Origin of the sequence: Thermohalobaculum sediminis (genome assembly GCF_023487995.1) — a bacterium.
GTDB classification, from domain to species: Bacteria; Pseudomonadota; Alphaproteobacteria; order Rhodobacterales; family Rhodobacteraceae; genus Thermohalobaculum; species Thermohalobaculum sediminis.
The window spans coordinates 643706-667731 of sequence record NZ_JAMFKN010000002.1 but is presented as its reverse complement, the minus strand read 5'-3'; the positions used below and the strand labels follow the sequence as shown (position 1 = coordinate 667731).

The window sequence follows — 24026 nt, the reverse complement described above, 5'->3', positions numbered from 1 at the left end:
CCGGCGAGGCGAGATCAGCGCCCGCATCGCGCGGCGCCTGTATCCGCGGCAGTGCCGGCGGAGGACTGCGGCGGGGACGCCGCGGCCCCTGCCCCGAGATGCGCACCTCCCCGCCGCCGCGGCGCGGCGCCGCAGGCCGCCGGAGCAGGAATCGCGATGGCGAGTTCGCAGGCCCCGCCGTCGAGATGCGCGACCGAGGCGCTTCCCCGCATCAGCGCGATGAGCTCGCGCGCGACGGTGAGACCCGACGCGTCGCCGGCGAGCCCGCAGCCGCCTAGGGTGGTGGGATCGAGGATCGTCTCGACCGGCCAACGCAGCCGCGTGCGGTCCGTGATAGTGATGGCGATGACGAGCTGCGCGCCGACCGTCCCCAGGCGGCAGTGGCAGTCCGTAGCGCCGAGGGTGTCGCCCGCGTGGAACAGCATCTGCGCGGCAAGCTGGGCGGTCCGCCGCAGGTCGCCCGCATGGCGCGCGGCCGGCCTGTCCCCGGGATCGACCCGCGGCAGCACCGCCCCGGGATGGGCCAGTGGCTCGAGCCGGTCCTCGATCGCGCGGGCAAGTTCGGCCAGCGAGAACTCGGCGTGGTCGAGGCTCAGCCGCCCGTCGCGCAGCTCGGACATGTCGAGCAGCGCCTCGATGGCGCCCAGCATGATGTGGCCCGAGCGGCAGGCGTGGCGGGCGTAGAGCGCCTGAACCGGCCCGAGCTGCGACGCCCGCAGCAGCGAGATCATGCCGAGAACGCCGTTCATCGGCGTGCGCAGCTCGTGGCTGACCATGGCGAGGAAGCGCTCGCGGGTCAGCGAGGCCGCCTCGGCGCGCATCGCCTGCGCGCGGATCTCGCGCAGCCGGCCGGCGTCGCGCCGCGCCTGGCGGCGGTGGGCGGCGACGATCAGGCCGCTGAGGACCAGCGCGAGGATCCCCGCGCCCTTGATCGCAACAGAGCTTGCCAGCATCGCGCCGTGGATTTCCTGCGTCCGGCTCTGCTCGGCGCGGTCGGCGAGGGCGGCGAGCCCGTTGACCGCGCGCTCGAACGCCTCGAACTCGGCCAGCATGGCCTCGTTGCCGCCGGCATCGCCCGGGTCGAACGCGGCCGCGCGCGCTTCGTGCCGATGCAGGAGCTCCATCAGGCCGGGCAGCACCGCCGAGCTGTCGACCGCGGCGAGGCGGGCCCCGATCGGTCCGGAGGTCGAGGCGACCATCCGGCTCCAAAGAAGGTCGAAGCGGAACGAGACCTCGGCGATTCGCGCCGCGCGCTCGGTGCCCGGCCGCGCGGCCGACGCCCTCGCCACGGCGCGGGTGAAGCGCAGCAGCTCGCGATCGAGGCCAGCGACATGCCACAGCGTGTTGTCGGCACCCAGCGCCTCGAGGCTGCGGGCATCGCGGCGCTGGCCGAGATAGGCGAGGGCGACGAGCGCGACCATGCCGAGCAGCGCAAGGGCGATCAGGAAGCCGCCGCGCGGTCGCCAGCGCGCCATGCGCTCAGCGCGCCTCGATCCGGACGAGCTGCCAGATCAGCCGGTCGACATACTGCGGCTGCCTGAGTTCGGGGAAGTCGTCGGCCGGATACATGACCCATATCGGCCCCCGGTCGCGCAGCGACAGGCGCCTGCCGTCGAGCTCGGTCGCGAGGATCACGCCATAGGCCCGGAAATCCGCGACGGGCACGGTCACGGCATAGTCGTTGGCGGCGACCAGCCGGACCTCGCGTGCGGCGCCGATCCCGGCGCGGTCGAGCAGATCGGCCGCGAGCGGGCCGCGGAACTCGGACCGCCCCTCGGTGAAATCGGTGCGGGTCGCGATCACGGCCTGCGGCAGGGCGTCGATCTCCGAGCGCGTGAACGCGGCCTGCCGGCCCGTGGCTGCGTCGACCACCGTCAGCAGCACCGGGTCGGCCTCGGCCCCCGCGAGGGATGGCGGCACCGGCACGACGAGGGCGAGCGCAGCTAGCACCGCGCGGCGGGTGATGAACGGCATCGGTCTGCTTCCGGAACTGTTGGCCCGCCTTCAGCCCTAGCGCGCGATCACGAAGGAAAAGTTAGCCGCATCCGGCGCGGACGGTGGCACGGGGACTTCACTTCCGCCCGCGCGGACCCTATGTTCGTCGCGTCCCTTCGGGGACTATGGCGATAAACGCGCACGGAATAAGCGGACCGGACCCGGGGGCGGTACCCGGCGGCTCCACCAACGTCCCGTCATTGGGGGGCAAAGGGGCCGAAACAGGATCGACGGACGTGTAAAGGTGTCTGCTTTCGCCCGGTGAGGTACCACCGTTATCGGTCCGAAAAGTACAGTTGCCAATGACAACCGTGCTCCGGTGGCCCTCGCCGCGTAATGCGGCGCTAGCCATCGAAAATCCAAGCCCTGACGCTTAGCCGCGGCAGGCGGGGTTCGCAGGCACCTGGCAACAGAAGCCTGCACTTCCCTCCCCCGCGCCATCGCCTTCCCCTGCCCGCACCGTTGCGGTTGTGCCGATGCTGGACGATTCTCGCGCCACCCCTCTACCCACGGGCCGCGAATCGTTTATGGTTCTGGCGGAGCAGTCTTGGGGGTCGCCGCGAGAGATGGCCGGGAAGCGAGGCATCAACTACGGCCGATTCATGGAAAGGGCGATGCGCGGCGTCGTGGCCGACGTTCTGGGCCATGTCGCGAAGCACGGGCTTTCGGGCGACCATCACTTCTACATCAACTTCGACACCACCCATCCGGGCGTCGACATCCCCGCCTACCTGCGCGAGCACTACCCGCGGGACATGACGATCGTGCTGCAGGACTGGTTCGAGGACCTCGCGGTGACGGGCGACCGCTTCCGGGTGACGCTCAACTTCTCGAACCGGCCCGAGACGCTGGTGATCCCGCTCGAGGCGGTCAAGACGTTCGTCGACCCGTCGGTCAAGTTTGGGCTCAAGTTCGACGACCACGACGAGGACGACGAGGGCGCCGAGGCCGCGCGCTTCGCGCCCGTGGCCGAAGACGAGGTCGACGCGGACGGCGACGGCGATGGCGGCCCGGACCATCCCGGCGGCACGCCGTCGGCCGATGTCGTGAGCCTCGACCGCTTCCGCAAGCGCTGAGGCGCGCCCCTTCCCCACCCCGCACGCAATCGTCACCGGCCTGCGGCGCAGGGCGCGCTTTCCAATCGCGCGGGCGGGGCGCTATACCCGCGCCAGTCCAAGGAACGCCTGATCGAACGAGGGGGCAAGACAGATGGCCACGCGCATCGAGACCGACAGCTTCGGACCCATCGAGGTCCCGGCCGACCGCTACTGGGGGGCGCAGACGCAGCGCTCGATCCAGAACTTCCCGATCGGCTGGGAGAAACAGCCCGTCGCCATCGTCCGCGCGCTGGGCGTCATCAAGCAGGCCTCGGCCGAGGCGAACATGGCGCTGGGCAATCTCGACCCGAAGCTGGGCGAGGCGATCGTCAAGGCCGCGGGCGAGGTCGTCGCCGGCAAGCTGGACGACCACTTTCCGCTGGTGGTCTGGCAGACCGGATCGGGCACGCAGTCGAACATGAACGCGAACGAGGTGATCTCGAACCGCGCGATCGAGATCCTGGGCGGCGAGAAGGGCTCTAAGACGCCAGTCCACCCCAACGACCACGTCAACCGCTCGCAGTCCTCGAACGACACCTTCCCCACGGCGATGCATGTCGCGGCCGCCCGCACGGCGCATGACGTGCTGCTGCCGGGGTTGCGCAAGCTGCACGCCGCGCTGGCCGCCAAGGCCGAGGCCTTCGCCCACATCATCAAGATCGGCCGCACCCACACGCAAGACGCGACGCCGCTCACGCTGGGCCAGGAATTCGGCGGCTATGCCTTCCAGGTCGAGCAGGGCATCCGGCGCATCGAGATGGCGCTCGGCAACATCTGGCCGCTGGCGCAGGGCGGCACAGCGGTGGGCACGGGGCTCAACTCGAAGGCCGGCTTCGCCGAGAAGGTGGCGGAACGGATCGCCGCGATCACCGGCCTGCCCTTCGTCACCGCGCCCAACAAGTTCGAGGCGCTGGCGGCCCATGACGCCATCGTCGAGATGTCGGGCGCCTGCAAGACGGTGGCGGCGAGCCTGTTCAAGATCGCCAACGACATCCGGCTCCTGGGCTCGGGCCCGCGCTGCGGCCTGGGCGAACTGATCCTGCCGGAGAACGAGCCCGGCTCGTCAATCATGCCGGGCAAGGTCAATCCCACCCAGTGCGAGGCGCTGACCCAGGTCTGCGCGCATGTCATGGGCAACGACGCGGCGATCGGCTTCGCGGGCTCGCAGGGGCATTTCGAGCTCAACGTCTACAAGCCGATGATGATCTACAACCTCCTGCAGTCGATGCAGCTGCTGGGCGACGCGGCATCGGCCTTCACCGACAACTGCGTGGCGGGCATCGAGGCGGACGAGACGCGCATCGCCAAGCTGATGTGGGAGAGCCTGATGCTGGTCACGGCGCTCGCCCCCGTCATCGGCTACGACAACGCGGCCACGGTGGCCAAGACGGCGCACAAGAACGGCACCACGCTGCGCGAAGAAGCGATCAACCTGGGCCTGTGCGACGGCGCGACCTTCGACCGCGTGGTGCGCCCGCAGGACATGCTCGGGCCGAAGTGAGCCCCGCCCCGAGGGACCCGTCGAGGGTCCACCACGCGCCCGTGCCGCCGCTGGCGGCACGGAGCGGCACCGCGGCGGGACGCCCGCGAGGGCTTCCCCCGACGGCCGCGATGACCCATCATCGCGCGCAACCTTCAACCCGGGGAACCGGCGGTCCGACATGACGGGCGATGTCATCAACCTGCGCCAGCGCCGAAAGGCGAAGGGCCGCGCCGAGCGCAAGGCCGAGGCCGACCGCAACGCGGCGGCTCATGGCCTGCCGAAGCACGCGACCCGGCTTGCGAGAGCCCGCGAGGAGAAGGCGCGCCTCGCGCTCGACGGTCACCGGTTGGACCCGCCCGGCGACAGCCCGGACGAGGACGGATGAGCGCCCCGGCGACGGGAAAGACGCCGGCGCCCGGCGAGAGCCGGAAGGCGCGCGCGGCCGACCCCTACCCCGCGCCTGTGAAGCGCTCGCTGACGCTGAGCGGGCACCGCACCTCGGTGAGCCTCGAGGAGCCGTTCTGGCAGGAGTTCCGCCGGATGGCCGAGGACGAGGGGCTGTCGGTCAACGCTCTGGCCAGCCGGATCGACGCGGCGCGGGGCAGCGGCACGACGCTCGCCTCGGCCATCCGGCTGCACGTGCTGGCGACCCTGAGCGGGGGGCGGTGAGGCAGCGGCGCGCCGCTCAGCCGAAGCTCGCGAGGACCGGGAAGGTTTCCAGCAGCCAGAAGGCGAGGCGCTCGAACTCGCCGGTCATGATCATGAGGCCGACGACGAGAAGGAGAACGCCCATCGCCTTCTCGATCAGCCCCATGTGGCGGCGCACCCCCTTGGCCCAGCGCAGGAAGGGGCCGATGAACAGCGCCGCCACTAGGAACGGCACGCCGAGCCCCGCGGCATAGACGGCGAGCAGCGCCGTGCCCGCGCCCAGCGTCTCCTGCTGCGCGGCGAGGGTCAGGATCGCGGCGAGGATCGGGCCGATGCAGGGCGTCCAGCCGAAGGCGAAGGCGATGCCGATGAGATAGCTGGCGCCGAGGCTGCCGGCGCGCGCCGGCCCGCCGAAGCGGGCCTCGCGGTTGAGGAATGGAATGCGGATGATCCCGAGGAAATGCGCGCCCAGCACCATGATGACGGCGCCCGAGACCTGCGCGAGCTCGGTCTTGTAGCTCAGGAGCGCCTGGCCCACCGCCGAGGCGCCCATGCCGAGCAGCACGAAGACCGTGCCGAGGCCGAGCACGAAGAACACCGCCGCGAGGAACACCCGCCGGCGCAGCGCGGCATCGGCCTCGCCATCCTCGCCCGAGATCTGGTCGAGCGTGGTCCCGCCCAGATAGGCGAGGTATGGCGGCGCCAGCGGCAGCACGCAGGGGCTGAGGAAACTGATCAGACCGCCGATGAAGGCGGTGAAGAGCCCTATTTCCATGCCTGCCGTCGCTGTCCGCCGCATCATCCGGGCCAGCCGGGCCCTGCCGTGCATCTAGACTGCTGCATCCGCGGGCGCAAAGGAAAGCGGCGCTTTGCCGCCTCACGTTCCCGTCAGGGTGGCGCAACAGGGCGTCGCGCTCAAGGCGCGCCGTCCAGCGTGGCGAGCCAGGCGACGAGGTCCTCGATCTCGGCCGGCGCGAGTCGCGGGCCGTTGTAGCGCGGATCGTCTGCCCCCTTGCGCTGCCCCGGGAGGAAATAGGCGGGCATCGCGCTGCCGGGGTCGACCGCCGCCGGATCGACGAGCCAGAGCCGGATCTCGCCCGGCGCGAGCCGCTGGCCCACGCCGTCCAGCGGGACGATCGCGCGCGCCTCCCCCTCGGATCCCGCCGGGCGGGCGTCCACGCCACCGCCGGTGCCATAGCCGCCCACGGGCAACCCGCTTGCCGCGCGCGCGGCATGGCAGGCCGTGCAGCCGGTGCGGACCGTGTCGAGGAACAGCGCCCGGCCGCGCTGGGGATCGCCCGCGACGCCGCCCAGTGGATCGGGGATCTCGTGGCCGTTGAGGACGGTGTAGGCGCTCAACGCATCAATCGCGCCCTCGGCCCGCGGCACACCCGGCGACCCGGCGACGAGCGCGCCCGCAAGGAGTGCGGCGGCCATGGCGGCGCGGCCCGCGGCGGGCCGGGTGCGGTCGATCGGCATGTTCATCCACGCGGGGTCCCGGCGCGGCGGCGGCAGGGACACGCCGGTCCGTGCGCGCGCCGCAACTGGGCCGCAAACTAGGGCAGCGGGGGCGCCCCGCGCAAGGGGCCCCTTGCGACGGGCCGATGCCCCGGCTAGGCCTGTGCGGGCCGAGCGACCGGATCACCGGGACCACCCGCAGCCCAATGAGCGACACGCCGATGACCGACGAGCCCCCCTTCGATGCCGAGCTCGACGCGCGCGGCCTCCTGTGCCCGCTGCCGGTGCTGAAGGCGCGCAAGCGCCTGGGCCCGCTCGCGCCGGGCGCGGTGCTGCGAATCCTGGCCGACGATCCGGCGGCGCGGGTCGATGTCCCCCATTTCTGCCGCGAGCAGGGGCACGAGCTGGTCCATCAGCGCGACGGGACGGGAGCCGAGTTGCTGTTCTGGGTGCGCAAGCGCCCGGCCTGACCGGCTCAGCGCGGCGTGAAGCCGGCGCAGGGATCCTCGCGCTCGGCTGCCTCGGAGAACCACACGAAGTCATAGGGCAGCGACGCGATCCCGGGCGGCTCGGCGCCGATTTCGAGCTGGCCCAGCGACACCACGTCGAGCCCGGGCGCCAGCCGGACCAGATAAAACGGCACGCCGCGGTCGGTCCGGGCGTGCCCGTTGCCGGTGATGAGCACGGAAGGCCCGCCGCCTTCGCGATGGGCACGCATGAGCGCAGCGGCGAAGCGGGCATCGCGCAGGCGCTGGGCCTCGACCATCGGCGCGGCGCGCTCGGCGGACAACTGGCCGCAATGCGAGGCGACCATCTCGGCCTCGGCGGCCTGCTGCTGCGCCTCGGGCAGCGGCTCGGCAAGCCCCGCCGCCTCGGCGCCCTCGCCATGCGCGGCGGCGGCCCCCTCGGCGAAGGCGCGGCGCGGGTCGGCGCGCGCGACGCCGCCGCCTGCCACGTAGGCATCGGGCGCGGCCTCGAAGATCGGCCGGTAGAGCGGCCAGTCGGGCCAGCCGAGGCGATCCCACCCGATCGCGGGACCGATCTCGCCGGCCGCCCCGCCCTGCGCGCGGAACACGGCGATGCCTTCCTCGGACGCCTCGGGCACCATCTCGAACGCGAGGCCGCGCGGTGCCGCCGCCGCCACCGCCCATGCCTGACGCGCGTGGTGGGTGGAGTTGTCGTGCACCTCGCCGAGGATCACGAGATCGGCGCGACGGAGCCGCTCGGCGAACTGGTCCGCCGGGATCTCGCGCCCGGCGGCGACGTCCCAGATCCGGCCGGTCAGCGGATCGGGCCCGACCGGGCCCGGCGGTGGCGGCAGGTCGCGAGTGCAGGCGCCAATTCCGACCGCAAGCAACGCTGCCCCGATGGCCGCCCGAAAACCCGACCTTGCCGCTGACCTTGCGCCCGTCACGTCCTCGCTCCGCGCCGATGCTCCCGCCCGAAGGCTAGACCCCAGCGCCGCGGTTGCAAGCCCGTTGTCTGGTATCAGGGCGGGTGGATTGCTATCTCTTGCGACGGGGGCGGCCCGAAGCGGGCGTCGTTCACGCCCCGGGAGGACGCAGATGTCGCGAAGCTGGGCAGGATGGCTGGCCTTCCTCGTGCTGGCGGCAACCGTCAGCGTCGTGTCCTGCCAGGCCTGGCGCGGCCCGGCGGCGGCGCAAGGCCCCGTGGCCGCGGCCCCGGAGCGGGCGGAATGATCGCGCGGCGCCATGGCGGCGCATACAGCCCCGGCGCGAGGACGGATACGGGCCCGAACGGGGCCGGAGCGCAGCCCGGCGCACGTTTCCGCGGCCGCCGCGCGGCGTCGGTCGACGTGCGCGGGCTTCTCCTATTCGTCCTTCCCACGCCGCTTCTTCTGGCGGCACTGTGGGACATAGGCGGCGGCGCGGTCGCAGCGGCCGGAGGCGATCTTGCAGCCTATGCGCTCATGATGGCGGGGGCGTGGCTGCTGCGCGAGGGGCAGAAGGCCGAGGCCGCGTATCAGGCCCGTGCCGTCGCGCGCCGCCCGGCGGTGCCGCGCAAGATCCTCGCGGCCTGCGCTGCGGGGCTCGGCGTGGCGCTCGGGACGCTTGCGGGATGGGGTCAGGGGCCGGTGACGGCGGCGGGGATGGGGCTGCTTGCCTTCCTCGCGCACCTGATGGCCTTCGGGGTCGATCCGCTGAGGCACAAGGGCATCGACGTTCTGGAGGGCGAGGCAGGGCGCGTGGCCGAGGCGCTCGACAAGGCCGAGGCGCGGCTCGCCGAGATCACGCGGCTTGCCCATGCGATCCGCGACCGCGAGATCGAGGGGCGCATCGACACGCTGATGACGGCGGTGCGCGGCCTCCTCAAGCAGATCGAGGGCGACCCGCGCGACCTGCCGCGCGCCCGGCGCTACCTGTCCGTCTATCTCGCCGGCGCCGAGGAGGCGACGCGCAAATACGCCGAAAGCCACGAGGCGCTGGCCGATCCGGGCCTGCGGGCGCAGTATCTCGAGCTGATCGGCGAGCTCGAGGCGAATTTCCAGCGCGGGCGGCGAATGCTGCTCGAGGACGACCGCACCGCCCTCGAAGTCGAGATCGAGGTGCTGCGCGAGCGGCTGGGACAGGAGGTCCGCTGAACATCCACCGCGTTTCCATCGAACGGTTCCCAGGGAGAGATTCGAGATGACCGAGATCGACCGCACCGCCGTCGCCGCCGAAGCCGAGGCCATCGCAGCCGTTCGCCTGCCCGAGCCGAAGGCGGAGATCGTCCCCGCCGCCGCGGCCGACCCGGCGCTCAAGGCCGAGATCGACAAGCGCGTGGCCGAGCTCGACATGAGCGACACCCAGTCGATCATCAAGTTCGGCTCGGGCGCGCAGGTCCGGCTCACCGAGATCTCGGACCGCATGCTGGAAGGCGTGCGCAACAAGGACACCGGCCCCGCGGGGTCGAGCCTGCGCACGATGGTGACGACGCTCAGGGGCTTCGACCCGGCCGAGATCGACCCCAACCGCAAGCAGAGCTGGTGGGATCGCCTGCTAGGCCGCACCCGCCCAGTGGCCGAGTTCGTGGCCCGCTACGAGACGGTGCGCGGCCAGATCGACACGGTGACCGAGAAGCTGCTCGAGCACGAGACGGTGCTGCTCAAGGACATCAAGTTCCTCGACAGGCTCTACGCCAACACGCTCGACTTCTACGACGAGCTCGCGCTCTACATCGCCGCGGGCGAGGCGAAGATCGGGGAGCTCGACGCCGAGACCATCCCGGCGATGGAATCGGCCGTGGCCGCCGCGCCCGAGAACGAGGCGGTGATCCGCGCGCAGGAACTGCGCGACATGCGCGCCGCGCGCGACGAGCTGGAGCGGCGGATCCACGACATGAAGCTGACCCGGCAGGTGACGATGCAGTCGCTGCCCTCGATCCGGCTGGTGCAGGAGAACGACAAGAGCCTCGTCAACAAGATCAACTCGACGCTGGTCAACACCGTGCCGCTGTGGCGCACGCAGCTTGCGCAGGCGGTGACCATCGTGCGCTCGCGCGAGGCGGCGGGAGTGGTGAAGGAGGCGACCGACCTCACCAACGAGCTGCTGACGAAGAACGCCGAGAACCTGCAGCAGGCCAACCGCGAGATCCGCACCCAGATGGAGCGCGGCGTCTTCGACATCGAGGCGGTGAAGGCCGCCAATGCCCGCCTGATCGAGACGATTGAGGAGAGCCTGAAGATCGCCGACGAGGGCAAGGCCGCCCGCGCCCGAGCCGAGGCGGAACTGAAGAAGATGGAGGGCGAGCTCAAGGCCACCCTTGCCGCGGCCCGGGCGCGCGGCGGTGCCGGGTCGCAGCCGGGCGGCGCGGCAAGCGCCGGCTGACGCCGCTGCGGGGCGCGCGCGGGCGCGGACCGGCGCGCCCCGCCTCACGCCGGGATCACGCAAACGTTTGCGGCCCGCGGATTTACATTTTGTCAACCATTGCGCCATCAGTCTGCCGCTCGCGAGCAAGGGACGGGAGTGGATGCGATGCGGTTCTGGGAGGCTGTTGCCGCGTGCCTCGGCGGTTTCGCGACCTTCACGGGCAGGTCGGGCCGGCGGGAGTTCTGGTGGTTCGCAGGCTTCGTGTTCTTCGCGTCGGCCCTGCTCGCGGCGCTCGCGGCCGAGGTGCCGGCGTTCGCGCCGATCGCCCACATCGCGATTGTCACGCTGGCGGTGCCGCTCGCGGCGGTGACGGTGCGGCGGCTCCACGACATCGGGCGGCCGGGCGGCTTGGCGCTGCTGGTGCTGGTGCCAGTCGCGGGCGTGCTCGTGCTCGGCCAGATGCTCGCGCGGCGCGGCGAGCCGGGCGACAACAGGTTCGGTGACGATCCCCGCTATACCGTCTTCGAGGTCGCGGGTTGATCGCCCGGCCGGGCCGCGCCAACCGCCCCCCGGCGGCGCGACCCGGCCGAGAGTTTGCAGGACGGGCAGGGGCCGGCAGGAGAAATGAGGCGCTCCCGCCGGCCGGTCCGCGGATCCTAGCGCCGACCGGAGCCGGCCCTCAGAGGCCGAGGCCGGCCGGCTCGACCAGCCCCGGCCCCTCGGCGCCGACCCGGTTCACGTCGCGCGACACCTCGGTCACGCGCACGCGCGCATCGGGCGCGGGATGCATCAGGACCGTGGCGTCCCCCGTGCCGGTCAGCCAGCCTTCCCATTCCTCCTCGAGCAACACCACCGGACTGCGGGGATGCAGGTGCCGGGTCGCCGCGCCCGCCGCCGTGGTGAGGATGGTGGCGGTGACGAGCGGCTCGCCCCCGAGCATCGGCGCGGCCCAGAGCCCGGCCATGCAGAAGCCGGGCGCGTTGGTGGCGAGGCTCACGAACCACGGCGTCTTGTCGCCGCGGGGACCCGTCCACTCGTAATAGCCGATCGCCGGGACGAGGCAGCGGCCATGCCGCCACGCATCGCGGAACATCGGCTTTTCGGCCGCTTCCTCGGCCCGCGCTTGAAGGTCGAGGCGCGCATTTCGGCCAGCGGCTTGCGCCACCAGCGCGGCACGAGGCCCCAACGCGCGACCGACATGGTGCGCCGCCCCGCCGCGTCCCGCCGCAGGATCGGGATCGGATCGGTGGGCGCGATGTTCCAGCGCGGCTCGGGCCACGCGCCCGGCGCCGCCTCGTCGAGGCCCAACCACGCCGCCGTCCCCGCCTGGCCGGCAATCAAACCGGTCGCAAATCTTCCGCACATCGCGCATACTCCGCTTCGAACTGACGGAATTCCGACTGATGTCCAGCATCTGGCTATCCGATCCCCGGCCGCTGCGCCATGACGCCGGGACGAGTGTTGTCGCGAGGCGGGCGCTCTCGGTGGCGGCTTTGTGCCTGGGCCTCGCCGCCTGCGCGGGCCAGCCATCGTCCTCGGCCTATCGCGAATACGAGCTTGCGCTGACCGCGATCGGCGATCTGCGCACCGACACCGCGCCCGACGACGCGCCCTTCACCAATGCCGACCTCGTGCGCAACTTCAGCCGCATCGCGCTGCGCCACGAGGTCGACATCGAGAAAGCGGGCGACGACAGCAACTCGGCACCCAACCCGTTGCAGCGCTGGGAAGGGCCGATCCGCTGGGGGCTCTATGGCCGCGGCGCCACGCCTGCCGATCACGCCGAGGTCGAGCGCTATCTCGCCCATATCTCCGAAATCACCGGGATCGAGATGGAGGAGGTCGAGCGCGACGTCAACCTGATGATCCTGATCACCGACCCCGCCGAGCGGCCCGCCTTCTCGGCGGCGCTGCGGCGGCTCTACCCGGCGCTGGCCGACGGCTTCGACACATGGCGCTCCTCGGGGCGCGTGGTCTGCATGGCGTCGAACCTGTTCTCGGCGATGGAGGACGACGTGATCGTCTTCGGCATGGTGGTGATCGGCTCGGAGGTCACCGGCCTGCTGCGCCGCTCGTGCATCCACGAGGAGATCGCGCAGGCGCTGGGCCTCGGCAACGACCACCCGGAGGTGCGGCCCTCGATTTTCAACGACGACGAGGAGTTCGCACTGCTGACCGAGCATGACGAATGGCTGCTGCGCATCCTCTATGACCAGCGCCTCGCGCCCGGCATGACCGAGGAGGAGGCCATCCCGGTCGTGCGCGAAATCGTCGAGGAGATCAGGCCCGGCCCCGACGGAGACGGGATATGACCCCGCGCGCCGTCCGCCCTGTCCGCTTTATGCAGTGGACGCACCGGGCGGGCGGGCCCATCGCGCTGGCAGCGGCCCTGGCGCTGGGCGGCGCGGCCTGCGCCCCCTACCAGGACGGCGCCGCCTGGACCGGCTATGCGCTCGAGCGCCAGGAGACCGGAGGGCTGCGCACCGACCGCGATGCGCCCGACGTGCCGTTCGACGCGACCGACATCGCACGCAACTTCCTCGTCGTCGCGCTGGGGGCCGAGCCGAACCCGGTGGGCGCCCAGCGCGGCGAGCGGACACTGCCCGCGGGCGTGCTGCGCCGCTGGGACGCGCCGGTCCGCTGGATCCTGACCGACGACAGCGTCACCGCAGGCCGCGACGGCCCGATCGTCGCCCGGACCTTCGAGCGGATCGCGGCCATCACCGGGCACGACATCGCCCCGGCGGGCGCAGAGGCGCCGAACCTCTACGTCTTCTTCCTGCGCCCCGAGGACTATACCGCGATCGCCGAGACGCCGCCGGAATGGCCATCGGGACGGTGGCTCACCGGCTTCGTCGACCGCTTCGGGCGGGCCCCCGGCACGCCCTGCGTCGCGACCTTCACGGCGACGCCCGCCAACTCCACCGGCGGGGGCGACCGCATCGCCTTCGCCGTCGTGCTGATCCGCGCGGGCCTGCCCGCGCGGCTGGCCCAGGCCTGCATCGAGGAAGAGCTGTCCCAGACCATGGGCCTGCCGAACGACGACCCCGGCATTCGGCCGTCCATCTTCAACGACGACCAGGAATTCGCCTTGCTGACCCGGCACGACGCGACGCTGCTGCGCATCCTCTACGACCCGCGGCTCGAGCCCGGCATGGAGAAGTCCGAGATCGAGCCGATCATCGGCGCCCTCGCGGACGAGGCCATTCGGCACGACCCTGGCGGCGCGCAGGCCGCACTCGACCGCCGCCGGGACGCTTCCGGCGGCTGAGCGCCGATCCCGCGGGATGCGACGTTCACGCTCACCGGCCGGCATGCCACGGATCGGTCGGGCGCGCGCGGCCATCCTGCTTCTCGCCGGGCTCGCCGCCTGCATCTCCGCGGGCATCCCCGGCCCGGAGACCCTGCAGGATTACCAGGACCGCCTCGTGGCAAGCGGCAGGATGCGCACTGACCGCAACCCCCCGGACGTGCCGTTCACGAACGCCGATCTCGTGCGCAACTTCGAGCGCGTGGCCTTCGGGCAGGACCCCGAGATCGAGCGCGCCCTCGGCGTGAGCCGCGCCGGGACCGACCGGATCATGCGCTGGGAGGAGGACATCCGCTACAGCTTCGGCGGCCGCGTCACCCTGAGCGACGCGCTTGCGCTGCGGGACATCGGCGAGCGGCTGTCGCGCGCGAGCGGCCGGGCGGTCGCTGCGGCCGCGGTGCCGGAGGAGGCGAATCTCCTTGTTCTCTTCGTCGCGTCCGAGGATCGCCCGATGCTGCGCGAGCAGTTCCTCGGCTGCGGGGCCGCGCCCGAGATTCTCGAGCGCCTCGTGGTCTCACTCTCGGACGAGTTCCTCTGCTCGGGCACGTTCTTCTGCGCGCCGCCCGGCCCGGACGGGCGCACGCACGCCTTCGGCACGATCGTCATCCGCGCCGAGGCGCCCGGGCTGCTGCGGCGCTCGTGCATCGAGGAGGAATTCGCCCAGGCCATGGGACTGCCGCGCGACGACGACCGCGTGCGCCCCTCGATGTTCAACGAGGACGAGGAGTTCGCGCTGATGACGACGCATGACGAGTATCTCGTCCGCATCCTCTACCACCCGAGCCTGCGGGCCGGGATGCCGCGCGCCGAAGCGATGTCGCGCGTGCCCGGCATCGTCGAGGAGCTTCGCCCCGGCGGGTGAGCCGGCGCAAGGCGTCTCCCCCTCGGCGCCGGAATGCTCTAGCGTCGGCAGGCGCAAGGATCGCGAGCCGAAGGGAGCGAGGCATGATCTGGGACATGCTCAAGGGCGAGTTCATCGATGTCATCGACTGGACCGACGACACCCGCGACACCATGGTCTGGCGCTTCCAGCGCCACGGCAACGCCATCAAGTACGGCGCCAAGCTGACGGTGCGCGAGGGGCAGGCGGCGGTCTTCGTGCACGAGGGGCAGCTGGCGGACGTGTTCCGCCCCGGCCTCTACATGCTCGAGACCAACAACATGCCGGTGATGACCACGCTGCAGCACTGGGATCACCTGTTCAATTCGCCCTTCAAGGCCGAGGTCTATTTCGTCTCTACGCGCCGCTTCCAGAACCTGAAATGGGGCACCCGCAACCCGATCATGCTGCGCGACCCGGAATTCGGGCCGGTGCGGCTCAGGTCCTTCGGAACCTACGGCATCCGGGTGTCGGACCCGGGCTTGTTCCTGCGCGAGATCGTCGGCACCGACGGCGAGGTCACGACCGACGAGGTGCAGTTCCAGATCCGCAACGTCATCGTCGCGCGCTTCTCGAACGCGCTGGCCTCGTCGGGCATCCCGGTGCTGGACCTCGCGGCCAACACCGACCAGCTCGCCGACTACCTGCGCACCCGCATCGCGCCCGAGATCGCGGCCTTCGGGATCGAGATGCCCGAGCTGTTCGTCGAGAACGTCTCGCTGCCCGAGGCGGTCGAGCAGGCGCTGGACCGGCGCACGGCGATGGGGGTGGTGGGCGACCTCACGAAGTACGCGCAATACCAGGCAGCCGAGGCGATGCGCGCGGCGGCCGAGAACCCCGGCGGCGGCGCCATGGGAGCGGCGATCGGGGCGGGCATGGGCGTCGCGATGGGCAGCCAGATGGCGTCAGGCCCCTGGGGGCAGGCCCCGGCCACACCGCCGCCACCGCCCGCGCCGGAGGTGGTGTGGCACATCGCCGAGAACGGGCAGACCACGGGGCCCTTCAGCCGCGCCGATCTGGGTCGGATGACCGCCGAGGGGCGCTTCACCCGCGGGACGCTGGTCTGGTCGCCGGGGATGGAGGGCTGGACCGCGGCCGGCGAGGTGGCAGCACTCGCCCAGCTCTTCACCATCGCGCCGCCGCCCCCGCCGCCGCCCGCGCCGAAGGGCTGAGGGCGCGGCCCCTCCCCCCGCCGGGGCGGTGGACCTACATTGAGGGGATGGCGGCGTCGGGCCGCCCGACCCTTGCTCCGAGCCGGAAAGCCGATGACCCCGCCCCAGCCGATGCCCCGCTTCGCCTTCGACAACAGTTACGCGCGCCTGCCCGACCGCTTCTTCGCGCGGCTGGACCCGACCCCCGTGCGCGCGCCCGCGATGATCCGGGTGAACGAGCGGCTGGCGGCCGAGCTCGGCCTCGACCCGGCGGCGCTGGCGAGCCCCGCGGGTGCCGCGGTGCTGGCCGGGAACGCCACGCCCGAGGGAGCCCAGCCGCTGGCGCAGGCCTATGCGGGGCACCAGTTCGGCAACTGGGTGCCACAGCTTGGCGACGGGCGCGCGATCCTTCTTGGCGAGGTGATCGACGCGCAGGGCCGCCGGCGTGATATCCAGCTCAAGGGCTCGGGGCGGACGCCCTTCTCGCGCATGGGCGACGGACGCGCACCGCTGGGGCCGGTGCTGCGCGAATACATCGTCTCGGAGGCGATGGCGGCGCTGGGCGTGCCGACCACGCGGGCGCTGGCGGCGGTGGCGACCGGCGAGCCGGTGATGCGCGAGGACGTGCTGCCGGGCGCGGTGCTGACACGCGTCGCGGCCAGCCATATCCGCGTCGGCACCTTCCAGTTCTTCGCCGCGCGCGGCGACGACGCGGCGCTGAAGGCGCTCGCCGATCACGTCATCGCGCGCCACTACCCGGATTCGGCGGAGGCGGAGGACCCGTACCTCGCGATGCTCGACGGCGTGATCGGGCGGCAGGCGGCACTTATCGCGCGGTGGATGAGCCTCGGCTTCATCCACGGCGTGATGAACACCGACAACATGACCGTTTCGGGCGAGACGATCGACTACGGGCCCTGCGCCTTCATGGACGCCTACCACCCGCAGACGGTGTTCAGCTCGATCGATACGATGGGGCGCTATGCCTATGGCAACCAGCCGCGGGTCGCGCACTGGAACCTCTCGCGGCTGGCGCAGGCGATGCTGCCGCTGATGGGGGAGGACATCGACGCCGCCGTCGAGCGCGCGCAGGCGGCGATCGACACCTTCCCCGCGCGATTCCGAGCCGCGTGGCTGTCGGAGATGCGCGCGAAACTGGGCCTGGGATCGGCTCGCGACGAGGACGAGGCGCTGATCGACGCGCTCATGGAGGCGATGGCAGCGAGCGGCGCCGACTTCACCCTGACCTTCCGTCGCCTCGCCGATGCCGCCGAGGGGTGCGACGGGCCGCGCGGGCAGTTCGCCGACCCTGCCGCCTTCGACGCCTGGACGGCGCGCTGGCGGTCGCGGCTCGAAGCAGACGCGATGACGCCCGCGGCACGGCCAGCCGCGCTGCGGGCGGCGAACCCTCTCTACATCCCGCGCAACCACCTGGTCGAGGAAGCGATCGCCGCCGCCATGGCGGGCGACGTCGCGCCGTTCGAGACGCTCAACGCCGTGCTCGCGCGGCCTTTCGACGAGCAGCCGGGGCACGAGCGCCACGCCGCCCCGCCACAGCCCGGGGAAGTGGTCGAGCGCACCTTCTGCGGGACCTGAGCGGGCGGGGGTTGCGCACGGGCGCAGGCGCGCCGACACTCCGCCCCCGCGGCGCGAGAGGGAGGGGGCCATGGCCCGGGCGAGGAGCAAGGCGGCAGGCGAGGGCGCAAGCACGCTCGCCTGCTCGAACTGCGGCGCCTCGCTCGAATACGCACCGGGGGTGGGCCGGCTTGTCTGCCCCTATTGCGGCACCGAGAACGAGATCCCGGACGCGGCGACCGGCCCATGGGAGAAGCCTGCCCTGCGCGAGATCGACCTCGCCACCACGCTGGCCGAGCGCGCGGGCGCGACCGACTTCGAGGAGACCGAGACCGTGGCCTGCCCCGGCTGCGGCGCCGAGATCGGGCTCGACGCCGGCACGCTGGCCGAGCAATGCCCGTTCTGCGCGACGCCGCTCTCGCGCCGGAACCTGCACCGCCACCGCCACCCGCGCCCGCAGGGGGTGCTGCCCTTCGCGATCACCGAACCCGAGGCCCGGGCGCGGATGAAGGCGTGGCTGGGTGGGCTCTGGTTCGCGCCCTCGGGGCTCAGGCGCTATGCCGAGGCGGGACGGCCGCTCGCCGGGGTCTACCTGCCGCACTACACCTATGACGCGGCGGCCGAGGCCGACTATGCCGGCTTCCGCGGCGATGCCTATTACGTCACGCAGATGGTGCCCGTGCGGCGCGGCAAGGGGATGTCGATGCAACCCCGGCAGGTGCGCAAGATCCGCTGGACGCCGGTGAGCGGGCGCCTCGCGCGCGACTTCGACGACGTGCTGGTCTCGGCCTCGGACACGCTGGGCGCGCTGGGGACGGGGGCCGAGGTGTTTCCCGGCTGGGATCTCCAGGGCCTTCGCCCCTATGCGCCCGACTTCCTTGCGGGATTCCGGGCCGAGGCGCCCGCGCTGGAACTGGGTGTGGGATTCAAGCAGGCGGGCGCGGCGATGGAGGGCGCGCTGGCGGCCGAGGCCCGCGCCCGGATCGGCGGCGACGCGCAGCGGCTGACCTCGCTGTCGGCGCGGTTCGAGCGGGTGACCTTCAAGCATGTGCTGCTGCCGGTCTGGCTTGCGGCCTACCGCTATGGCAACCGGCCCTATCGCGTGGTGGTGAACGGGCGCACCGGCGCGGTGACGGGCGAGCGGCCCTATTCGGCCTGGAAGCTCGCGATTGCCGTGGTGGCAGGGCTCGCGGTGGCGGCGCTGGTGGCCTTCGTGCTCGCACGCGGCTGAGGGGGTGGCGCAACGTCACGGGCCTTGCCCGCTTCCGCCGCCCGCGCGTGCCCGCTAGTCTGGCCACCCGCGCCAGCCGAGGACCGCAGATGACCTACCAGACGCTCAGCTACGACCTGACCGACCATGTCGCGACCATCGCGCTGGGGCGGCCCGAGAAGATGAACAGCCTCAACCGCGCGATGCGGCTGGAACTGGTGGACGCGCTTGGCCGCGCCGGGCACGAGGGGCGGGCGGTGATCCTGACCGGCTCGGGCCGCGCCTTCTGCGCCGGGCAGGACCTCGGCGACGGCGGGAGTGCCGCGCAGATCGACCTCGCGCGCACGCTGGCCGAGGAATACGAGCCGCTGCTGCGCCTGATCGCCGACTGCCCCGTGCCGACCATCGCGGCGGTCAACGGGGTCGCGGCGGGCGCGGGCGCGAACATCGCGCTCGCCGCCGACATCGTGATCGCCGCGCGTTCAGCGAGCTTCGTCGAGGCCTTCGCGCGCATCGGCCTGATCCCCGACGCCGGCGGCACCTTCTGGCTGCCGCGGCTCGTCGGGCAGGCGCGCGCGATGGGCATGTGCCTGCTGGCCGACGCCATCGACGCCGAGCGCGCCGCCGAGTGGGGCCTGATCTGGGAGGCGGTCGAGGACGACCTGCTGGCCGCCCGCGCGCGCCAGATCGCCGAGCGGTTGGCGGCGGGGCCGACGGTGGCCTACCGGCTGGCGAAACAGGCGCTGCGGGCCTCGGCCGAGAACGGCTTCGAGGCGCAGCTCGCGCTCGAAGCCCGGCTGCAGGGCGAGGCGGGGCGCACGCGCGACTTCGCCGAAGGCGTGATGGCCTTTCTCGAGAAGCGAAAGCCGGTCTTCGAGGGGCGCTGAGCGTCCCTTTGACCCCTTGATCGGCGCGGACTGCCCCGCCACGGTTGCGGAATGGACAGACCCTCGCTTGCCGCGCGCCTGAGTGCCGCGCCCATCCCGTTCGAGCCCGAGCGCGCCGCCGACCTCGCGAGCCGCCTGCCGGGCGAGCTCACCCGTGGTGCGCTGGGCGACGTCCTGCGCGGTGCGGCGGGGTCGAGCCCCTACCTCGCGCGGCTGGCCGAGCGCCACGCCGAGTGGCTGGCCGAGGCCGCATCGCTGCCGCCCGAGGTGAGCCTGCCCGCCCTGATTGCCGCCGCACGCAACGCCGCCGACGGGGGCGACGCGCGCGAACTGGCCTCGGCGCTGCGGCGCGCCAAGGCGCGGGCCGCGCTCCTGATCGCGCTTGCCGATCTTGGCGGAGCGTGGGACCTCGGCGCGGTCACCGGCGCGCTGACGGACCTCGCGGACGGGCTGACGGGGATCGCGGCGCTGTGGCTCCTGGGCCAGGAGATCGCGCGCGGGCGCCTTCCCGGCATGACAGCCGAGAGCCTCGCCAGCGGCGCGGGCTATGTCGTCCTCGCCATGGGCAAGCACGGGGCGCGCGAGCTGAACTATTCGTCCGATATCGACCTCATCTGCCTGTTCGACCAGGACCAGATCGCGCCCGACGACTTCGCCGAGGCGAAGGCGCGCTACATCCATGTCACCCGCGGGCTGGTGAAGCTCTTGTCCGAGCAGACCGGCGAGGGCTATGTCTTCCGCACCGACCTGAGGCTGAGGCCCGCGCCTTCGACGACGCCCGTCTGCCTCGCGATGGAGGCCGCCGAGCGTTACTACGAATCGGTCGGCCGGACATGGGAGCGCGCGGCCCACATAAAGGCGCGCCCCATCGCGGGCGACCGCGCGGCGGGGGCGGCCTATCTCGAGCGCCTCGCCCCCTTCATCTGGCGGCGCCATCTCGACTTCGCGGCAATCGAGGACGTCGAGGACCTGCTGCGCAAGATCCGCGAGAAGAAGGGCCGCTTCACGCCCTCGACCGTCCCCGGCCACGATCTCAAGCTGGGTCCCGGCGGGATCCGCGAGATCGAGTTCTTCGCGCAGACCCGCCAGCTCATCATGGGCGGGCGCGAGCCCGCGCTGCGCGACCCCACGACGCTGGGCGCGCTGGAGCGGCTGGTCGAGGCCGGCCATGTCCCTGCCGGCACGGCGGCCGAGCTTGCGGCGGATTACGTCGCGCACCGCACGCTCGAGCACCGCCTCCAGATGATCGAGGACGCGCAGACCCACACCATCCCCGTGCCCGAACCCGCCCGCGCGCGGCTGGCGGCGCTGGCGGGCTGGTCGGACCTCGCGGCCTTCGAGCGCGACATCGCCGAGCGGCTGGCGCGCGTGCATGGCACGACGCAGGCGTTCTTCGCGACGCCCGGGCGCGGCGCCGCGGCGGGCGACGGGCCGCGCCCCGAGATCGACGCCGAGGCGCTGGCCCGCGCGGGCTTCCAGCGGCCCGAGGACGCCCTGCGCACCATCGAGCGCTGGCGCTCGGGCCGGCTGCCGGCGACACGGACCGAGCGCGCGCAGCGGCTGTTCGCCGGGTTCGAGTCGCGGCTGGTCGCGGATCTGGGCGAGGCGGCGAGCCCCGACGATGCGATCGCCGAGTTCGACCGCTTCCTCTCGGGCCTGCCGGCGGGGGTGCAGGTGTTCTCGCTGTTCACCGCGAACCCGCATCTGCTGGACCTGATCGTCGAGATCTGCTCGGCGGCGCCCCGGCTGGCCGCGCATCTGGGGCGCGAGCCGCAGGCGCTCGACGCGCTGATCGGCGGCGGCTTCTTCGAGCCGCTGGAGGGTGAGACTGCGCTCGCCACCGATCTCGAGCGCTGGCTGGGCCGCGAGACCGACTACGAGCGCGAGCTCGACGCCGCCCGCGCCTGGGCGCGCGAGCAGATGTTTCGCGCCGGCGTGCAGGTGCTGCGCGGCGTGGCGGACGAAGCCGAGGCAGGCGCCGCCTTCTCGGCCATCGCTGGGGCGGCGCTCGACCGCCTGCTGCCGCGGGTGATCGCCGATTTCGCGTCTCGTCATGGCCCCCCGCCGGGGCGCGGCATGGCGGTGATCGGCATGGGGAAGCTGGGCACGCGCGAGATGACCGCGGGCTCGGACCTCGACCTCATCACCGTCTACGACCCAGGCGAAGCCGAGATGTCCGACGGCCCCCGGCCACTGCCGCCCGCCACCTATTATCCGCGGCTCACGCAGGCGCTGGTGGCGGCGATCACCGCGCCGACCGCGCAGGGGCGGCTGTTCGCGGTGGACATGCGGCTGAGGCCCTCGGGGCGGCAGGGGCCGGTCGCAGTCTCGCTCGCGGCCTTCCGGCGCTACCAGATGGAGCAGGCCTGGGTCTGGGAGCATCTGGCGCTGACGCGCGCGCGGGTGGTGGCAGGGCCGCACGACCTCGGCCGCGAGGCGACCGAGGTGATCCGCGAGGCACTGGCCCGGCGCAAGGGCGACCCGGCGGTTCTGGAGGAGGCGGCGGCGATGCGGCGCAAGCTGATCGAGGCCCATGCCGGCGCACGCGCCAACCCCTGGTCGCTCAAGCACGCGGCCGGCGGGCTGATGGAGATCGAGTTCCTCGCCCAGACGGGCTGCCTGTATCATGGGCTCGCCGTGGCGCTGCCCGCGCGGGCGCTGCTCGGGCCACTGGCCGATGCGGGCTGGATCGGCGCGGACGAAGCTGGCGCGCTCGCCGAGGCGCTCAAGCTCGAGGCGCGGCTGCAGCAGGTCGAGCGCGTGGCCCTCGAGCAGCCGCTCAATCCCGACACGGCGGGCGAGGGGCTGCGCCGCGTTCTCGCGCGCGTCGCCGGGACCGAGGATTTCCCCGCGCTCGCCGACCGGCTGGGCGCGCTCCAGGCAGAGGCCGCGGCAGCGGTCGAGCGGGTGTTCGCCGGCATCGTCCCCGCCGAGCCCGGCTGAGACACCCCTTCCTCCCGGCAGGACAGGGTGCGGGCGCTACTTCACCTCGGAGGCGAGCGCCCAGATCTTCTCGTTCGTCTCGGGCGTGCGCACCCGGCTGATCTCGACGCCGAGCCGCGCGCCGTTCGGCAGCCGGTCGAGCTTCTCGATGCGCACATGCACCCGCCGCGCGCGCGGATCGACCAGCACCGCCTGCGCCAGACGCTCGGCAAAGGTCTCGAGCAGCGTGATGCGCGGCCCCTGGGCGATGGTCTCGATCGCGTCCACGAGGTCGTCGTAGTTGATCACCCGCCCAACGCGGTCGTCGATATGGGCGGTGTTGCGGGTCACCTCGAGCACGATGTCGAAGCGCACCCTCTGCGTCACGCCCACTTCCTCGGCATATGCGCCGATCTCGATCTCGCGCAGGTAGTCCAGCAGGAAGATGCGGTCCGCGACCATGTCCTGGCCCATGGCCATCTCGGTCTCGACATCCAGCCTCTGCGGCAGGAGGGCCCGTTCCACCATCGCGATACTCCGATTTCGCCAGTGCCCGGATGCGGCGTCGCGGCATCCATGGCTCGACTCACGTTAACTCTTTACGCGCGGAACGGCCATGCCAAAGCGACGGGCGGGGGTGGTTTCGAGACATCCCGCCGCCCGGGCGCCCGTCAGCGCTGCGACAACTCGACGGGTCCGCGATAGAAGATGTGCTCACCGATCCGGGCGGTCCGCACCAGCCGCCTCGCCCATTTCGGGCGCACGGCCGTGGTGTGGTAATGCGTGGCCTTGCCGGTCAGCGTCCTCGGGCGGCCCTGCAGCATCACCCAGGCGATCTTGCCCAGCGCATCATAGGCCGCGCGGTTCCCGATCACCTCCTTCTTGCCGTCGCAGTTGTACGAGAACTGGCAGGAGCGTCCCTTGCCAGCGCCCTGACGCACGACGGCGCAGACGCTGTCGGGATAGCGCGCGCTGTCGACGCGGTTCAGGATCACCTCGGCGACCGCGATCTGGCCGATCGGGCTTTCGCCGCGGGCCTCGAAATAGAGCGCCTCGGTCAGACAGCGCCACTCGGTGTCGGTGGTCTCGACCTGCACGCGCGCCATCGCGGAGAGGTCGATTGTGCCGCCGGGATCGGCGATCAGGAGCTCGGTCAGCGTGCGGTCCTGGGCGCCCTCGATCAGCGCTGCGGTGCTGGCGTCGTCGCTGTTGAGCCGGGTGAGGCGGCCCATCGGCGCGTCCTCGCCATCGGGCATCAGCCGCGCCGCGCCGGGCGAGCCGAGGAAGCCGGCAAGGCCCGCGCGCTCGGCACCGATCATGTCGGCGATCTGGGCCCCGCGGCCGATCGGCGGGCGGACCTCGCTCCGGTCGACATCGGCGAGCGCGGCTCCCGCCACAGCCCCCGCCAGCGCCACCGCACCGAGAATTCGGCACACGCCGGAAAATACCGCGCGCGCGGCCTGAAGACGATCGCAGCCGATCATGTCGTTCCTCGTTTCCTCGGGCTTCGCCGCCTGTCGCGAGAGCCGCAGGACACGTCAATGGCTCCTTGCCCTTGGGAGCCGCCTGACCTCATCAAATCGGGGTGGGGAAGGTTG

Annotated in this window: 25 protein-coding genes, 1 other RNA gene and 1 pseudogene; 18 read left to right on the top strand and 9 right to left on the bottom strand. The window is 72.2% G+C overall.

Annotated elements, in window-relative coordinates; genetic code table 11:
• Positions 1–14: 14 nt before the first annotated feature.
• The gene (locus M1105_RS07175; protein ID WP_249579654.1) at positions 15–1475 is read right to left on the bottom strand and encodes a sensor histidine kinase; all 1461 of its coding nucleotides are present in this window, start codon (positions 1473–1475) and stop codon (positions 15–17) included.
• A 4-nt stretch (positions 1476–1479) separates the two neighbouring features.
• Complete coding sequence (locus tag M1105_RS07170; RefSeq protein ID WP_249579653.1) at positions 1480–1974, bottom strand: molybdopterin-dependent oxidoreductase; 495 nt, start codon at positions 1972–1974, stop codon at positions 1480–1482.
• A 92-nt stretch (positions 1975–2066) separates the two neighbouring features.
• On the opposite strand from M1105_RS07170, the gene ssrA reads away from it, so the two are divergent.
• From ssrA to M1105_RS07145, 5 genes are all read left to right on the top strand, one after another.
• Positions 2067–2419, top strand: a transfer-messenger RNA (tmRNA) gene (gene ssrA, locus M1105_RS07165).
• A gap of 142 nt (positions 2420–2561) precedes the next feature.
• Positions 2562–3071: an SspB family protein gene (locus tag M1105_RS07160; protein WP_249579652.1), complete on the top strand. Its 510-nt coding sequence runs from the start codon at positions 2562–2564 to the stop codon at positions 3069–3071.
• A 133-nt stretch (positions 3072–3204) separates the two neighbouring features.
• A complete protein-coding gene (fumC, locus tag M1105_RS07155; RefSeq protein WP_249579651.1) occupies positions 3205–4593 on the top strand; it encodes a class II fumarate hydratase in 1389 nt (462 codons plus the stop codon).
• Positions 4594–4753: 160 nt separating this feature from the next.
• Positions 4754–4960 carry a DUF4169 family protein gene (locus M1105_RS07150; protein WP_249579650.1) on the top strand — a complete coding sequence of 69 codons (207 nt, stop codon included), beginning with the start codon at positions 4754–4756 and terminating at the stop codon, positions 4958–4960.
• A 77-nt stretch (positions 4961–5037) separates the two neighbouring features.
• Positions 5038–5244 (top strand): ribbon-helix-helix domain-containing protein, encoded by a 207-nt coding sequence (locus M1105_RS07145; protein WP_249579680.1) that lies wholly within the window; start codon positions 5038–5040, stop codon positions 5242–5244.
• A 16-nt stretch (positions 5245–5260) separates the two neighbouring features.
• Here the strand turns inward: M1105_RS07145 and M1105_RS07140 are convergent, their stop codons facing one another.
• The gene (locus M1105_RS07140) at positions 5261–5998 is read right to left on the bottom strand and encodes a cytochrome c biogenesis CcdA family protein (RefSeq protein ID WP_249579649.1); all 738 of its coding nucleotides are present in this window, start codon (positions 5996–5998) and stop codon (positions 5261–5263) included.
• A 140-nt stretch (positions 5999–6138) separates the two neighbouring features.
• The gene (locus tag M1105_RS07135) at positions 6139–6708 is read right to left on the bottom strand and encodes a c-type cytochrome (protein WP_249579648.1); all 570 of its coding nucleotides are present in this window, start codon (positions 6706–6708) and stop codon (positions 6139–6141) included.
• Positions 6709–6902: 194 nt separating this feature from the next.
• Between M1105_RS07135 and M1105_RS07130 the strand changes: the two genes are divergently transcribed.
• On the top strand, positions 6903–7151 hold the full coding sequence (locus tag M1105_RS07130; protein WP_249579647.1) for a sulfurtransferase TusA family protein: 249 nt from the start codon (positions 6903–6905) through the stop codon (positions 7149–7151).
• A 5-nt stretch (positions 7152–7156) separates the two neighbouring features.
• Here M1105_RS07130 and M1105_RS07125 read toward each other — a convergent pair whose 3' ends face one another.
• Entirely contained in the window at positions 7157–8095 is a 939-nt protein-coding gene (locus M1105_RS07125; protein ID WP_249579646.1) for a ChaN family lipoprotein, read from the bottom strand.
• A gap of 151 nt (positions 8096–8246) precedes the next feature.
• Between M1105_RS07125 and M1105_RS20645 the strand changes: the two genes are divergently transcribed.
• The 4 genes from M1105_RS20645 (at position 8247) to M1105_RS07110 (ending at position 11033) form a co-directional block, all read left to right on the top strand.
• Entirely contained in the window at positions 8247–8381 is a 135-nt protein-coding gene (locus M1105_RS20645; protein WP_264759507.1) for a hypothetical protein, read from the top strand.
• Positions 8378–9283, top strand: coding sequence for a 5-bromo-4-chloroindolyl phosphate hydrolysis family protein (locus tag M1105_RS07120; protein WP_249579645.1), 906 nt, complete (start codon positions 8378–8380; stop codon positions 9281–9283). Before M1105_RS20645 ends, M1105_RS07120 begins: the two co-directional genes overlap by 4 nt.
• A gap of 46 nt (positions 9284–9329) precedes the next feature.
• On the top strand, positions 9330–10511 hold the full coding sequence (locus tag M1105_RS07115; protein ID WP_249579644.1) for a toxic anion resistance protein: 1182 nt from the start codon (positions 9330–9332) through the stop codon (positions 10509–10511).
• A 147-nt stretch (positions 10512–10658) separates the two neighbouring features.
• Positions 10659–11033, top strand: coding sequence for a DUF805 domain-containing protein (locus M1105_RS07110; protein WP_249579643.1), 375 nt, complete (start codon positions 10659–10661; stop codon positions 11031–11033).
• A 139-nt stretch (positions 11034–11172) separates the two neighbouring features.
• Here the strand turns inward: M1105_RS07110 and M1105_RS07105 are convergent, their stop codons facing one another.
• The gene (locus M1105_RS07105) at positions 11173–11658 is read right to left on the bottom strand and encodes an SOS response-associated peptidase (RefSeq protein WP_406600603.1); all 486 of its coding nucleotides are present in this window, start codon (positions 11656–11658) and stop codon (positions 11173–11175) included.
• Positions 11649–11858, bottom strand: a pseudogene (locus tag M1105_RS20915) (SOS response-associated peptidase family protein); the annotation flags it as partial. The pseudogene M1105_RS20915 and the gene M1105_RS07105, both read right to left, overlap by 10 nt.
• 38 nt (positions 11859–11896) lie before the next feature.
• Between M1105_RS20915 and M1105_RS07100 the strand changes: the two are divergent.
• The 8 genes from M1105_RS07100 to M1105_RS07065 all read left to right on the top strand — a co-directional run bounded on the left by M1105_RS07100 (position 11897) and on the right by M1105_RS07065 (position 22449).
• Positions 11897–12805, top strand: a complete 909-nt coding sequence (locus tag M1105_RS07100; protein ID WP_249579642.1) for a DUF2927 domain-containing protein — start codon at positions 11897–11899, stop codon at positions 12803–12805.
• Entirely contained in the window at positions 12802–13764 is a 963-nt protein-coding gene (locus tag M1105_RS07095) for a DUF2927 domain-containing protein (protein WP_249579641.1), read from the top strand. The genes M1105_RS07100 and M1105_RS07095 overlap by 4 nt, the downstream gene beginning before the upstream one ends.
• Before the next feature lie 43 nt (positions 13765–13807).
• Positions 13808–14665: a DUF2927 domain-containing protein gene (locus tag M1105_RS07090; protein ID WP_249579640.1), complete on the top strand. Its 858-nt coding sequence runs from the start codon at positions 13808–13810 to the stop codon at positions 14663–14665.
• An 83-nt stretch (positions 14666–14748) separates the two neighbouring features.
• On the top strand, positions 14749–15855 hold the full coding sequence (locus tag M1105_RS07085) for an SPFH domain-containing protein (RefSeq protein WP_249579639.1): 1107 nt from the start codon (positions 14749–14751) through the stop codon (positions 15853–15855).
• A 93-nt stretch (positions 15856–15948) separates the two neighbouring features.
• Positions 15949–17430 (top strand): protein adenylyltransferase SelO, encoded by a 1482-nt coding sequence (locus M1105_RS07080; RefSeq protein WP_249579638.1) that lies wholly within the window; start codon positions 15949–15951, stop codon positions 17428–17430.
• Between the two features lie 70 nt (positions 17431–17500).
• Entirely contained in the window at positions 17501–18640 is a 1140-nt protein-coding gene (locus M1105_RS07075) for a primosomal protein N' (replication factor Y) - superfamily II helicase (RefSeq protein ID WP_249579637.1), read from the top strand.
• Positions 18641–18729: 89 nt separating this feature from the next.
• Positions 18730–19506: an enoyl-CoA hydratase-related protein gene (locus M1105_RS07070; RefSeq protein ID WP_249579636.1), complete on the top strand. Its 777-nt coding sequence runs from the start codon at positions 18730–18732 to the stop codon at positions 19504–19506.
• Positions 19507–19557: 51 nt separating this feature from the next.
• Positions 19558–22449, top strand: coding sequence for a bifunctional [glutamine synthetase] adenylyltransferase/[glutamine synthetase]-adenylyl-L-tyrosine phosphorylase (locus M1105_RS07065; protein ID WP_249579635.1), 2892 nt, complete (start codon positions 19558–19560; stop codon positions 22447–22449).
• A gap of 36 nt (positions 22450–22485) precedes the next feature.
• Here M1105_RS07065 and M1105_RS07060 read toward each other — a convergent pair whose 3' ends face one another.
• Both M1105_RS07060 and M1105_RS07055 read right to left on the bottom strand, forming a co-directional pair.
• Positions 22486–22956 carry a dihydroneopterin aldolase gene (locus tag M1105_RS07060; protein ID WP_249579634.1) on the bottom strand — a complete coding sequence of 157 codons (471 nt, stop codon included), beginning with the start codon at positions 22954–22956 and terminating at the stop codon, positions 22486–22488.
• A 143-nt stretch (positions 22957–23099) separates the two neighbouring features.
• Entirely contained in the window at positions 23100–23912 is an 813-nt protein-coding gene (locus tag M1105_RS07055) for a cell wall hydrolase (protein WP_249579633.1), read from the bottom strand.
• Positions 23913–24026: the final 114 nt, after the last annotated feature.